Consider the following 13965-nt stretch of genomic DNA (forward strand, 5'->3'; position numbering starts at 1 on the left):
TTAGATTAATTGTATTGACATAGAAGTAAATACCGTGGTATTCTTATGCAAAGATAACCTTTAATTTGATCCAGAGAGATCAATAAGGAAGATATATTATATAGTGGATAAACTATACCTTCCTTTAGCAAAAATACAGGAATGGTATTTTTTTTATACTAAAATAAGACTTCCCTTTAATTTTAACACAGAGAGGTTAAGAAGGAGTGATATTATTATGTTAAAAGACAGACATTTAATCGACCCAAGTGACTTTAGTTTAGAGGAGCTAAACGAAGTATTCACTTTAGCAGAAAAAATCATTAAAAATCCAAAGGAGTTTAGTCACATTTGTGATAACAAAATCCTAGCAACTCTATTTTACGAGCCTAGTACAAGAACTAGATTCAGCTTTGAATCAGCTATGATGAAACTAGGTGGTAGCGTCTTAGGGTTCTCAGAACCTAATTCAACATCAGCCTCAAAAGGAGAAACTTTAGCAGATACAATTACAATGGTATCTATCTATTCAGATATTATTGCAATGAGACATCCAAAAGAAGGATCAGCTAGAGTCGCAAGTCTATACTCAAATTCACCAGTAATAAACGCAGGTGATGGAGGGCATCAACATCCAACTCAAACTTTAACAGATCTACTTACAATAAAAGAATTAAAAGGTGACTTAAAAAATAAAGTCATAGGAATTTGCGGAGACTTAAAATACGGAAGAACAGTTCATTCGCTAATAAAGGCAATGTCAAGATACGAAGGAAATGAATTTGTTTTAATATCACCAAAAGAACTTAGAATTCCAGAATATATAAGAGAAGAGATATTAGTTAAAAATAATATCAAATTTAAAGAAGTAGAAAAGCTTGAAGATGTAATTGATGAAGTAGACATTCTATATATGACAAGAATCCAAAAAGAAAGATTTTTCAACGAAGAAGAATATATAAGACTTAAAGATAGCTATGTTTTAGATATGGAAAAGATGGATAAAGCTAAAAATGACATGATAGTTATGCACCCGCTTCCAAGAGTTAATGAAATCTCAGTAGAAGTAGATAAAGATAGTCGTGCAAAATATTTCGCTCAAGCGGAGTATGGAATGTATGTAAGAATGGCATTAATATGCAAATTATTGGGGGTGGCTTAATATGTTAGAGATTACAAGTATTAAAAACGGATTTGTTATAGACCATATAGAGGCAGGTAAGGGAATTAAAATTTTCAACCATTTAAAATTAAACGAAACAGATTTAAGTGTAGCATTAATAATGAATGCACAAAGCGATAGATTAGGAAAAAAAGATATTATAAAAATTGAAGGAATAGATAATTTAGACTACACAGCACTAGCTATGTTAGCACCTAGAGTATCAGTAAACGAAGTAAGAAATGAAAAGATAGTAAATAAATTCAAGCCAGAACTACCAGAAGTAGTTGAAGGAATATTAACTTGTGAAAACGAAAGATGTATAACTAAAGATGAAACATACGTACCTCACACATTTAAACTAGTTGATAGAAATTTAGGAACTTATAGATGTGAGTATTGTGACCACACTTCAAAGTTAATATAAATTAAAAGGGGCGAGAACATGAATTTATTAATAAAAAATGGTAATATAGTAGATTTTAGCGGAAGTTTTCTTGGTGATATATATATTGAAAATGGTTTAATTAAAGAAATCGGAGTAGATATAAATAAAGAAAATACAGAAGTTATAGATGCGAAAGGGCAAACTATTATGCCAGCTTTTGTAGATACTCACGCACACTTTAGGGACCCAGGGTTAACTTATAAAGAAGATTTAGAAACTGGAATGAGATCTGCTTATAAGGGTGGGTTTACAGGAGTTTGCTTGATGGGGAACACGAACCCAACATGTTCTAGCCCTGAAGTATTTAATTATATAAAAGAAAAAGAGAAAGAATTAAATCTAATAGATGTAGTTCAAGGAGTTACTATAACTAAAAACTTCGATGGTAAAACTTTAAGTCACTTAGATCTTTTTAAAGAAGATAAAAGAGTTAAAGTTATAACTGATGATGGGGTTGGAGTTAATAACTCAGAGACAATGTATGAAGCTATGAAAATAGCAAAAGAAAATAACTGGGTAGTTATGTCTCATGCTGAAAATAAAGAGTTTTCTAAAATTTCTATGAGAATTGCAGAAAATTTAATGACTATAAGAGATATAGAACTTGCAAAGATAACAAAGGCAAACTTGCATTTGTCTCATGTTAGCACAAAGGAAGCTATAGCTTATATAGAAGAGGCAAGAGAAAAGGGATTTAAAAATATAACTTGCGAAGTTACGCCACATCATATAGCACTTACGTCTGATGTAAGTAATTATAGAGTAAATCCTCCAATTAGAGAAAAGGATGATGTTTTAGCTATAATTAAAGCTATAAAAGATGAAAATGTACTTTGTATAGGAACGGATCATGCACCACATACAAAGGAAGACAAAGAAAAAGGTTCTCCAGGACTTGTAGGACTTGAAACTGCCTTTTCAATTTGTTATACAAAACTTGTAAAGAGTGGGCATATAAACTTAGAGGATTTAAGTAAACTTTTATCAAAAAATCCTGGGAGTCTTCTAAATATGAATAAGGGTAAAATTCAATTAGGGTATGACGGCGATTTAGTATTGGTAGATTTAGAGAGAGAAGTAGTTATAAATAGTGAAGAATTTTTATCAAAGGGGAAAAATACACCTTTTGAAGGAATGAAATTCTTTGGAGAAGTCCTTTTAACTATAAAAGGCGGAAAAATATTATATAAAAAATAGTGGGGGTATAGAATATATGAAAAGTTCAATAATTGATAAATTATATAAGAGAGTTTCAGAAAGAGGAGTAGTTTGCGTAGGGCTAGATACATCTTTAGACTATATCCCAGAATTCATAAAAAGTGGCAAGAGCGCAAAAGATGCTATAGTAGAGTTTAATAAAGCTATTATAGATAAAACAGAAGATGTTGCATCTTGCTTTAAAGTTCAAATTGCTTATTATGAAGCGTTAGGAATCGAAGGATTAATAGCTTATAAAGAAACTTTAGAGTATTTAAGAGAAAAAGATTTAATAATAATTGCAGATATAAAAAGAGGCGATATAGCAGCTACTGCTAAAATGTATGCAAAAGCACATTTTGAAGGGGATTTTGAAGCTGATTTTATAACTTTAAATCCTTATATGGGAATGGATAGTATAGAGCCTTACCTAGATTACATTAAAGAGGGAAATAAGGGAATCTTTAGCTTAGTTAGAACTTCAAATAGCGGAGCTTTAGATATTGAATACATAAAAGATAAAGACGGAAATAACGTTTATGATATAGTTGGGGAAAAAGTACTTAAAATGGGGCTAGAATTTAAAGGGGATTCTGGTTACACACCTTTAGGTGGGGTTATCGGATGTACGCATATTGAAGAGGGGGCATTAATTAGAAATAGATTAAAAGAGATGTTTTTCTTAATACCGGGCTATGGGGTACAAGGTGGAAAAGCAGAAGATGTAGCACTTTATTTAAATAATGGAAATGGTGGAGTAGTAAATTCATCAAGAGGAATATTACTTGCATACAAAAAAGCAAATAGACCTGAAAAAGATTTTGCAATATGTGCAAGAGAAGAAGCTATAAGAATGAGAGATGAAATTAGAGAAGCTTGTAATAGATAGGAGTGTTATTTAAATGAAGGTTTCATACGATAAAGTTAAAGTTTTAGAAAATGAAAATATAGTATCTAATATATATAAATTAGTAGTAGAAGATAAAAAAGAAATAAAAGCAGGTCAGTTTTATATGCTAAAAGTGAATAACTCACTACTAGGAAGGCCTATAAGTATTTGCGAAAAAGAAGATGATAAATTAACTTTTTTATATGCAGTAGTAGGAAAAGGAACTAAAGAGATAAGTAATTTTAAAAAAGAAGATGAGATCTTTATAACAGGGCCTCTTGGAAATGGATTTAACGTATATGAAAACTTAGGGAAAGTTGCTTTAGTTTGTGGTGGGATCGGAACTGCACCTATGGTTCAAGTAGCTAAAGAATTAAAATCTAGAAATAATGCAAGTGAAATTGATGTATATGCAGGGTTTAGAGATGAAATATATCTAAAAGAAGAACTAGAAAAATATAGTGATAATTTAAATATTTCAACAAACACAGGAAGTTTTGGACATAAGGGATTTGTAACTGATTTATTAAACCCTGAAAATTATGATGTAGTTTTATGTTGCGGACCTGAAATAATGATGAAAAAAGTTATAGAGATGTGCAAAGACACTAATACTAAAGTTTTTGTTTCTATGGAAAAACATATGGCCTGCGGAGTTGGTGCATGCCTTGTATGTACTTGTAAGACAAAAGATGGTCACAAGAGAGCTTGTAAAGATGGTCCAGTTTTTGATGGAAATTACGTAGAGCTATAGGTTAAGGAGAGATAATATGTTAAAGGTTAATATAAATGGTGTAGAGTTTAAAAATCCAGTTATTGCAGCGTCTGGAACATTTGGTTTTGGTGAAGAGTATAACGATTTTTATGATGTTTCGATTTTGGGTGGTATTTCATCTAAAGGACTAACTATAAATAAAAAAGATGGAAATTCTGGAATAAGGGTAGTTGAAACAGAAGCTGGTATGATGAATTCAGTAGGACTTCAAAACCCCGGGGTAGATACTTTTATAGAAAGAGAACTTCCAAAGATGAGAAGTTACAAAACAAATATTATTGCAAACGTTGGTGGCGGGTGCTACGAAGACTATGAAGAAGCTATACTTAAACTTGATAAAACAGATGTAGATATAATTGAACTTAATATATCTTGTCCGAATGTGAAATCAGGAGGGATGGCTTACGGAATAAAAGCAGATGTAGCTTATGAGTTTGTGAAAAAAATAAGAACATTAACTAAAAAACCTTTAATGGTTAAATTATCTCCAAACGCTGAAAATATAGTAGAAATGGCTAAAAGGTGTGAAGAGGCTGGGGCTGATTCTTTATCTCTAATTAATACCTTAAAGGGGATGGCTATAGATATACATAAAAGAAAGCCTGTTTTTGATAACGTATATGCAGGGTTTTCAGGTCCTGCAATAAAACCAGTAGCACTTAGAATGGTTCATGAAGTATCAAAAGCTGTAAGTATTCCAGTTATAGGTCTAGGTGGAATTTCAAATGCTAATGACGCTATAGAGTTTTTAATGGCGGGTGCATCGGCTATTCAAGTTGGAACAGCAAACTTTAATAACCCTCTAGCTTGCAAAGAGATAATTGAAGGAATAGAAGAGTTTCTTAAAAAAGAAGGAATAGAAGATATTAAAGATATTATAGGAATAATATAAGGTATTAAAGGAGTGTATTGAAATGAAAGAATATAAAAAAGAGTTTATAGATTTTATGATAGAGTGCGGAGTATTAACTTTTGGAGATTTTGTAACTAAAAGTGGAAGAAAGACACCTTTCTTTGTTAATACAGGGAACTATAAAAAAGGAAGCGAACTTAAAAGACTTGGGGAATTTTATGCAAAAGCTATAAAAGAAAATTTCGAAGAGGAATATAACGTTTTATTTGGACCTGCTTATAAAGGTATTCCACTAACTGTAACTACAACAATAGCTTTATCAGAATTATATGATATAGATGTAGAGTATTGCTCTAATAGAAAAGAAATAAAAGACCACGGAGATAAAGGGATACTTTTAGGTAGTAATTTAAAAGATGGAGATAAGGTTTTAATAATTGAAGACGTAACAACAGCTGGAACTTCAATAAATGAAACTATGCCTATCTTAAAAGCTTCAGGAGATGTAGATGCAGTAGGTCTTATAATCTCAGTAGATAGAATGGAAAGAGGAACAGGAGAAAAGACTGCACTTACAGAAATTAAAGAAAAGTACGGCTTTAAGACTTCTGCTATAGTTACTATGAAAGAAGTTATAGAGTATCTTTATAACAAAGAAGTAAATGGAAAAGTAATTATAGATGATGAAATAAAAGCTAGAATAGATGATTACTACAAAGAATACGGTGTAAAATAATATAAAAAAGTTTTAATCCCTCGCTTTACTAAGCGGGGGATATATTTTACAATAAAAATGGGTATCAATTCATAAAAAGAATTGATTAGCTAGGAGGCGGTTAATTATGACAATAGGAAGAATTCATTCTATAGAGAGTATGGGTATGGTAGATGGTCCGGGAATTAGAGTTGTAGTATTTATGCAAGGGTGTTCATTAAGATGTAAATATTGCCACAATCCTGATACTTGGAACTATAATGATGGTGAAGAAGTAACACCAGAAGAATTAGTAAATAAATTAAAAAGATATAGACCTTATTTTGAAAGATCAGGAGGGGGAGTAACTTTTTCAGGAGGAGACCCTATAAGACAACCTGAATTTCTTATAGAAACATTAAAGCTTTGTAAAAAGGAAGGAATACATACTTGTATTGATACAGCAGGATTTGGTGTAGGGCATTATGATGAAATATTAAAATACACTGATTTAGTTTTATTTGATGTAAAAGATATTACAAAAGAAGGATATAAAAATGTAACTTTAATGGAAATAGATGAATCTCTTAATTTCTTAGAAGCTATGAAAAGAAACCACACTAAAATGTGGATTAGACACGTTGTAGTTCCAGGTTTGACTGATGGTGAGGAGCATATAAGAGAGTTTAAAAAATATATAAGTAATATAGAAAATGTAGAAAAGGTAGAACTTTTACCTTATCACCTTTTAGGTGTTAATAAATACGATAGTTTAAAGATGAATTATCCTCTTTTAGATACTCCTGAGATGAGCGAAGAAGAAATAGAAAAGTATAGAAAAATAATAAGTGAATAAAAATATATAATTAAAGAATAGGATAGGCAGTATTAAGTACTCCTATCCTATTCTTGTGTTCTCAAATATTTACTTTTAACACAAAAATAACACAAAATGGGAAAGTTTAAAGAAAATTAACAAAAAGTTATAATATAGTTCACAGATGAAGAAATATTCTTTAATACAATTAAAGTAAGGATTAAAATTAGGAGGAAAAGTATGGACATAGGAATTTTAATAGGTATTGTAGTAGGATTTGCATCTATGATAGTTGCCTTTATTGCAGAAGGTGGAGTATTAAGTGCGCTATTACAACCGACTGCAGCTTTAATAGTTTTTGGAGGAACAATAGGTGCTGTTATGGTATCATTCCCATTAGCTCAAATTAAGAAAATTCCAAGTTATTTTAAGGTTGCATTTTCTAGTAGGAAGGGAAATATACAAGATCAAATTGAATATTTTAAAAAAATATCATCTGTTAGTAGAAAGGAAGGGCTACTAAGCTTAGAGTCACATCTTCAAGACCCTGAACTTAATAGTTTTATGAGGAAAGGACTTCAAATGTTAATAGATGGTGTTGATGGAGAAAGTATAAAAGCGTCTCTTGAAACAAGACTTGAAAACCTTAATGCAAGACATGAAGTTGGAGCATCTGTTTTTGAAGCAGCTGGAGGATTTGGTCCTACAATGGGTATTATAGGTACTGTAATGGGACTAGTTCACGTATTAAGTGATTTAAGTGATCCAGATACATTAGGTCCTAAGATAGCAGTTGCCTTTATAGCAACGCTTTATGGGGTAGCATCAGCTAACCTTTTATGGCTACCTATTGCAAGTAAATTAAAAGTTGTAAATGAAGAGGAAATTATAGAAGGTCAACTTATAATTGAAGGATTACTTTTACTTCAAGAAGGAACAAATACAAACCTACTTGTTGGAAGACTTGAAGGATTCTTAGAAGAGAAACAAGCAGAAAAACTCGAAGCGGTAGAGGGTAACTAATATGCTTAAGAAAAAACCAAAAAAAGAGAATGGTGAAAGATGGCTTTTAACTTACTCTGACCTTATAACATTACTTATGATATTTTTTGTAATTATGTATGCTTCAAGTAATATAGATAAAACTAAATATAAACAAATAGCATCTTCTTTTCAAAATGCATTTACTGGAGGTGGTAAAAATCCAGTAGGTGAGGATGGTTCAAAAGTTATAGATAAAGACTCAGTACCAGCGCCACTAGTATCAGAAGAGCAAAAGCTTAATGATGTAAAAGAAAAGATAGATAAAGATATAAAAGAAAATAACTTAACTGGCGAAGTTTCAACTAAGATAGAAGAAAGAGGACTAGTTATATCATTTAAAGATGAAATGCTATTTAAAAGCGGTGACGCGAGTATTAGAAAAAGTTCAGTAAATGATCTTAAAAAGATAGCAGAAGGATTAAGTAAAATACCAAACTATATAAGGGTAGAGGGACATACAGATAATGTTCCTATATCAAACAGTATGTATAGTTCAAACTGGCAATTATCAAGTGTAAGAGCAGCTAACGTAGCTCAATTTATATCAGACAATTCAGGGATAAATCCGTCTAAGTTATCAGCGATTGGATATGGAGAAAATAGACCTATAGCTGATAATAAATCAGAAGATGGAAGACTTAAAAATAGAAGAGTAGATATTGTAATTTTAAGTAGTAAATTTAATGATTCAGAGGATTTAAAAAAGCAAAAATAATAAAAGAATTTAAAAACATATTAGTTTAAATGAAATGAGGAATTATTTTGAAATAATTCCTCATTTTTTATTTTTTTATAGTATAATAAGTGTAAAATAATAAGAATATATATATGGGAGGCGATGCGATGAAGAAGAATATGTTTAGTAGAATTATAGCAACATTAGTTTACGGAATATTAGCAGGGATTGGTGTAAATTTCTTTTTAACACCTGCAAAAGTATATTCTGGAGGAGTAACTGGTTTATCTCAATTATTTTCTTCTATAGGTAAAGACTTTATAGGGATAAATATTGGAATTTCAACTTGGGTGCTTCTTATTAATCTGCCTTTAATTTATTTATCTTGGAAAAAGCTTGGAAGTAAGTTCACTTTTTATAGTTTACTTGCAGTAATTTCATCTTCATTTTTTATTTCTGTAATACCAGTAAGGGCTGTTACAGAGAACGTTATGCTTGCGGCGATTTTTGGTGGGATTTTAACTGGCGCTGGGGTTGGAATCTGTTTTAGGACTGGTTTTTCAACAGGCGGAACGGATATAATTATTATGGTAGTCCAAAAGATGACTGGAAAATCAGTTGGACAACTTGGATTTTTATTAAATGGATTTATAATTGCACTAGCTGGTCTTATGTACGGCTGGGAGATGGCACTTTATAGTTTAATATCTATATATGCTACAACTAAGATTATGGACGTATTTTACATTCAACAATACAAACTTACAGTTAATATTATAACTAAGAAAAAAGATGAAGTAGTAAATGCACTTCTTAAAAATAATTTAAGAGGACTTACTGTTTATACAGGACTTAGAGGTGGATACACTAACGAAGAGGTAGAATCTATCGTAACTGTAATTTCAAAAGCAGAATTACTTTATGTTAAAAAGATTGTAAGTGAAGTAGATGAAGAAGCATTTATAAATGTCCAACCTACAGTAGAAGTTGTAGGAAACTTTTTAGATAGGTCTTTAATTTAAGAAAACAGGTAGATAAAAATCTACCTGTTTTTATTTTGATTTAATTCAGTTTTTAATTTAGCTTCTTTTGAATTTTTTTCTTTATTGTAACGTTCTTCTACCTTTTTAGGATCGTAGAAAAAGACTACACAAATAATAAAAGATATAAAAGAAGAGAAAATGATATTTCTAAGCATAACATCTAAAAGTAATGCTATTACTATGATTGAACCTATCAGTTTAAAAACAGTTTTAACTTGATTATTCATAATTTTACACCCCCACAGTATATAAATACATTATATACCAATTGATATTTTCTTACAATAAATAATAAGGTGTATTTATAAAATTATGAATTTGCTATATTTGAGAAATATCCGTGAGGAATTAATTTTCTTTTTAAGCCTTCTATAACAGTTAGATAAGTTGCAGCTGTATCAAAACGAGCATCATGATAATTTCCGCTTCCCTCAAATAGCTCGTCTGCCTTATTTTTAATCTGTTCTTTAGTAATTCCAAGATAATCTATAACTTCTTCAAGTTTTGGGTTTTTGTAGCCTCCGTTTGGTTTAAGTATTTTTAAAACGTCTTTGTAATAGTTCATTGTGCAAAAAGTTCTTCTAGCTTCGTAATCAAGACCTAAAGGATCTAATTCACTTTTCATAAATTTTATATCAAAATTAACGTTATGCCCTATAACAAAATCTGCTTCTAAAAAATCATCTACAAATTCCTCTACTAAATCAGAAAAATCTTTTCCAGCTGATAATTCATATAATTTTTCAAGGGAAAAACCATGAACTGCCTCAGCATTAGGGTCCATCTCATCTACAGTAAAAAAGTAGTTTTTACCTAGAGTTTTTTGGGGTTTGGTAGACGTATCTACTGTTATGTAACTTAGCTGACATATAGAACCAGGTCTTATACTAGTTGTCTCTGTATCAAAAAATAATAATTTCATTTAATTAATGCCTCCAAAATTTTAATTATGTAAATATTATATAATACAAATTGGTTAAAATAAAATAAATTGAAAAAAATTTAGAAAATAATTCATAGTATTTTAATATGATTTAATGGAAAATCATTATCAATTATGGTATAATTAAAGTGCAAAAAGTTTTTAAACTTTTAGGAGGTAATCAAATGATAGGTGAAGTAAAAAGAAAAGTATCAATAATAGGCGCAGGTTTCGTAGGTGCTACAACAGCATTTGCATTAATGAATAGTGGTATAGCTACTGAAATTTGTATTTATGATATAAATATGGATAAGGCAATGGGAGAAGTTATGGATTTAGTTCATGGTACTTCTTTTGTTAAACCAGTAAATATTTATGCAGGAAGTTTAGAAGAAACAAAAGATTCTGACATAGTTATAATAACAGCAGGAGCTGGGCAAAAGCCAGGAGAAACTAGATTAGACCTTATAGGGAAAAACTACAATATATTTAAAGGATTCATTCCAGATATTGCAAGATTAAGCCCTAATTCAATTCTTTTAGTAGTTTCAAATCCTGTGGATGTTTTAACTCATATTGCATATAAATTATCAGGATTCCCAAAAGAAAGAGTAATAGGTTCAGGTACAGTTTTAGATACATCAAGACTTAAATATGTACTAGGTAAATACTTTAACGTAAATAATAACAACATCCACTCTTATGTAATTGGAGAACACGGTGATAGTGAAGTTGTAACTTGGAGTAACGGTAGAATCGGTGGAGAAGGATTTGACCTTTATGCAAAACAAATGGACCTTGAGTGGGACGAAGAAGTTAAAAAAGTAATAGAAGATGACGTTAAAAATGCTGCATATGAAATTATAAGCAGAAAACATGCAACATATTTTGCAGTTGCACTTGCAGTAAATAGAATAGTTGAAGCTATATTTAGAAATGAAAATACTATTTTAACTGTATCTTCTTTATTTGAAGGACAATATGGCTTAGAAGATTTATATCTTGCTATACCAACTGTTGTTAATAGAGAAGGTGCTAAAAATATTATAGAGATTCCGTTATCTAAAGATGAAGAAGAAAGATTAAAAGAATCAGCTACAATATTAAAAGGTCACCTAAACGAATGTAATTTATAAAATTAATTTAGTTTTAAAAGATGTAGGAAGAATCCTACATCTTTTTTTCTATATATACTAATTATAAAAATTATAGTTAGAATAGCTTTGAATTTAAATACTTCAATAAGGGTTTTAAATACCTTAAGTAAAGAGAGAGTATTAGATAGCGTGGCTAAAGCTACTTTTTATAAAAAATATTAAATAAACTGAATGTATTCGAGCGAGAAACACATGTATTTAAATATTAACAATGAGTTAACAATGTTCTTTATTCTTTGCGTTTTTATCAATGTTTATATATAATAATAAATAAAAAAATAAAGGAGGGTAATTATGAAATTAGAAGGATTAATTATACCAGAAGGATATAAAAGCAAAACATCTCTAATACAAACAGAAGTTTATATTAAAGAGATAAAAGATTTTTTTGAAAGAGAGCTAGCAAAGAATTTGAATTTAGTTAGAGTTTCAGCCCCTTTATTTGTTGACTCTGCATCGGGTTTAAATGATAATTTAAATGGTGTGGAAAGACCGGTAAATTTTGATGTATTAGCATCAGGTGAAGACGTTGAGATAGTACATTCTCTTGCTAAGTGGAAAAGAATGAGCCTTCACAGATATAATTTCGAAGTTAACAAGGGATTATACGCTGATATGAATGCTATAAGAAGAGACGAAGAATTAGATAATTTACATTCAATTTATGTAGACCAATGGGATTGGGAATTAATTATTAATAGAGAAGATAGAAATATTGATAAACTAAGAGAGATAGTAAACAAAATATATGATGTATTTAAGAAAACAGAAGAGTTTGTTAATTCAAAAATAAACATAGAAAAAGTATTACCAGAATCAATTTATTTTGTAACGGCTCAAGAACTTGAAGATATGTATCCAGAGTTTACTGAAAAAGAAAGAGAAGATGCTATCTGTAAAAAATATGGAGCTGTATTTATTATGGGTATAGGTGGAGATCTTAAATCAGGTAAAAAGCACGATGGAAGAGCACCTGACTACGATGATTGGAGTTTAAATGGTGATATACTATTTTGGAGTGATGTTTTAGATAGAGCCATGGAATTATCATCTATGGGAATTAGAGTAGATGAGGATGCTTTAAAAAGACAACTTAAAGAAGCAAACTGCGAAGAAAGAAGTAGTCTTCCATTTCATAAAAGCTTACTTAATGGAGAACTTCCGTATACTGTAGGTGGAGGAATAGGACAATCTAGAATTTGTATGTTCTTTTTAAAGAAAGCACATATAGGGGAAGTTCAAGCTTCTGTTTGGGATGAAAAAAATAAAAGAATATGTGAAGAACACGATATAATTTTACTATAAAAAATAAGTAGCAGATTAAATTTTCTGCTACTTTTTTTATGAGAAAGTGATTTCTCCGCTTAAAACCTTTTTTAAACTTCCATCTTCTGTTTTTACTATAAGTTCTAAAGATTTATCTATATCTACTAAAACTATATCTTCTGTTCCTTTAATAGTTACGAGCTTTGCCTTTTCGTTTAGACCTTTAGAATTATTTTTTAGTATTTCAAAAACTTCTTCTAAATCAGAGTTTTCTACAAATTTTAAATAAAGGTTTTCAAAATTATTTAAAAATAAAGAGTATACTTTAGGAAGATTTAAATCTTTTTGTAGTTCAATGCTTAAAGAAGTACCATTTCTAAATTCATCTTTAAAGTATTCTTTAGGGATATTTACGTTTAAGCCTACTCCAATTATTAAATGATTTATCTTATCCATATCAGCGTTCATAGTAGTTAATATACCTGCACATTTTTTATCTTTTATGTAGATATCGTTTGGCCATTTAATTTTAGGATTTAAACCGAGTGATTTTATAGTTTTAAATAAGGCGCAAGCGCAAACTATAGTAAGCTTGTGAGCTATCTGAGGATCTATATTAGGTTTTAACATAATTGAACTCCAAAGGCCGCCTAAAGGAGAACCCCATGTTCTATTAAATCTACCGCTGCCTTTTGTTTGAATCCTACTGATAACTATAGAACCGTCTAAAAATCCTTTACTTGCAATGGATTTAGCTTTTAGATTTGTAGAATCTAAACTATAAAAGTCATAGATTTTTGAACCTATAAATTTTGTTTCTAAAAGCTTTTTAATGGAGCTTTCATTAGGAGTATCAGATTCTTTTATTAATCTATATCCTTTTCTTGAAACTCCTTCTATTATAAAACCATCTTCTTTTAATTTATTTATATATTTCCAAACACTATTTCTAGAAATCGATAAATTTTCACTTATTTCTTGCCCTGAAATAAATCCTTTAGAGTTTATAAGGATTTCTAGTATTTTTTCTTTCATAATGGCAT

General features: G+C 30.1%; 16 protein-coding genes. 13 read left to right on the top strand and 3 right to left on the bottom strand.

Features of this window, described 5'->3' with window-relative positions; all coding sequences use genetic code 11:
• Positions 1-217: 217 nt before the first annotated feature.
• The 11 genes from pyrB (at position 218) to INR60_RS03090 (ending at position 9556) form a co-directional block, all read left to right on the top strand.
• Entirely contained in the window at positions 218-1141 is a 924-nt protein-coding gene (gene pyrB, locus INR60_RS03040) for an aspartate carbamoyltransferase (protein WP_194189997.1), read from the top strand.
• A 1-nt stretch (position 1142) separates the two neighbouring features.
• Positions 1143-1568, top strand: a complete 426-nt coding sequence (locus INR60_RS03045) for an aspartate carbamoyltransferase regulatory subunit (RefSeq protein WP_194189998.1) — start codon at positions 1143-1145, stop codon at positions 1566-1568.
• An 18-nt stretch (positions 1569-1586) separates the two neighbouring features.
• Entirely contained in the window at positions 1587-2786 is a 1200-nt protein-coding gene (locus tag INR60_RS03050) for a dihydroorotase (RefSeq protein WP_194189999.1), read from the top strand.
• Between the two features lie 16 nt (positions 2787-2802).
• Positions 2803-3675 carry an orotidine-5'-phosphate decarboxylase gene (pyrF, locus tag INR60_RS03055; protein ID WP_194190000.1) on the top strand — a complete coding sequence of 291 codons (873 nt, stop codon included), beginning with the start codon at positions 2803-2805 and terminating at the stop codon, positions 3673-3675.
• A 13-nt stretch (positions 3676-3688) separates the two neighbouring features.
• Positions 3689-4429, top strand: a complete 741-nt coding sequence (locus tag INR60_RS03060; protein WP_194190001.1) for a dihydroorotate dehydrogenase electron transfer subunit — start codon at positions 3689-3691, stop codon at positions 4427-4429.
• 16 nt (positions 4430-4445) lie between these two features.
• Positions 4446-5342 carry a dihydroorotate dehydrogenase gene (locus tag INR60_RS03065; RefSeq protein ID WP_194190002.1) on the top strand — a complete coding sequence of 299 codons (897 nt, stop codon included), beginning with the start codon at positions 4446-4448 and terminating at the stop codon, positions 5340-5342.
• A 22-nt stretch (positions 5343-5364) separates the two neighbouring features.
• A complete protein-coding gene (gene pyrE, locus INR60_RS03070) occupies positions 5365-6039 on the top strand; it encodes an orotate phosphoribosyltransferase (protein WP_194190003.1) in 675 nt (224 codons plus the stop codon).
• 106 nt (positions 6040-6145) lie between these two features.
• Entirely contained in the window at positions 6146-6853 is a 708-nt protein-coding gene (gene pflA, locus INR60_RS03075) for a pyruvate formate-lyase-activating protein (RefSeq protein WP_194190004.1), read from the top strand.
• A 201-nt stretch (positions 6854-7054) separates the two neighbouring features.
• Positions 7055-7837: a flagellar motor protein gene (locus INR60_RS03080; protein WP_194190005.1), complete on the top strand. Its 783-nt coding sequence runs from the start codon at positions 7055-7057 to the stop codon at positions 7835-7837.
• 1 nt (position 7838) lies between these two features.
• On the top strand, positions 7839-8573 hold the full coding sequence (locus INR60_RS03085) for a flagellar motor protein MotB (RefSeq protein ID WP_194190006.1): 735 nt from the start codon (positions 7839-7841) through the stop codon (positions 8571-8573).
• A 128-nt stretch (positions 8574-8701) separates the two neighbouring features.
• Positions 8702-9556 (top strand): YitT family protein, encoded by an 855-nt coding sequence (locus INR60_RS03090; protein WP_238480388.1) that lies wholly within the window; start codon positions 8702-8704, stop codon positions 9554-9556.
• Positions 9557-9576: 20 nt separating this feature from the next.
• On the opposite strand, the gene INR60_RS03095 is transcribed toward INR60_RS03090, so the two are convergent.
• Entirely contained in the window at positions 9577-9804 is a 228-nt protein-coding gene (locus INR60_RS03095; RefSeq protein ID WP_194190008.1) for a hypothetical protein, read from the bottom strand.
• Between the two features lie 83 nt (positions 9805-9887).
• Positions 9888-10499: a 3'-5' exonuclease gene (locus INR60_RS03100; RefSeq protein WP_194190009.1), complete on the bottom strand. Its 612-nt coding sequence runs from the start codon at positions 10497-10499 to the stop codon at positions 9888-9890.
• Between the two features lie 185 nt (positions 10500-10684).
• On the opposite strand from INR60_RS03100, the gene INR60_RS03105 reads away from it, so the two are divergent.
• Positions 10685-11635 (top strand): L-lactate dehydrogenase, encoded by a 951-nt coding sequence (locus INR60_RS03105; protein WP_194190010.1) that lies wholly within the window; start codon positions 10685-10687, stop codon positions 11633-11635.
• Positions 11636-11950: 315 nt separating this feature from the next.
• On the top strand, positions 11951-12961 hold the full coding sequence (gene asnA, locus INR60_RS03110; RefSeq protein WP_194190011.1) for an aspartate--ammonia ligase: 1011 nt from the start codon (positions 11951-11953) through the stop codon (positions 12959-12961).
• Positions 12962-12997: 36 nt separating this feature from the next.
• Here the strand turns inward: asnA and INR60_RS03115 are convergent, their stop codons facing one another.
• Positions 12998-13957, bottom strand: coding sequence for a biotin--[acetyl-CoA-carboxylase] ligase (locus INR60_RS03115; RefSeq protein WP_194190012.1), 960 nt, complete (start codon positions 13955-13957; stop codon positions 12998-13000).
• Between the last annotated feature and the right edge of the window lie 8 nt (positions 13958-13965).

Origin of the sequence: Clostridium chrysemydis (assembly GCF_015234215.1) — a bacterium.
GTDB classification, from domain to species: Bacteria; Bacillota; Clostridia; order Clostridiales; family Clostridiaceae; genus Clostridium; species Clostridium chrysemydis.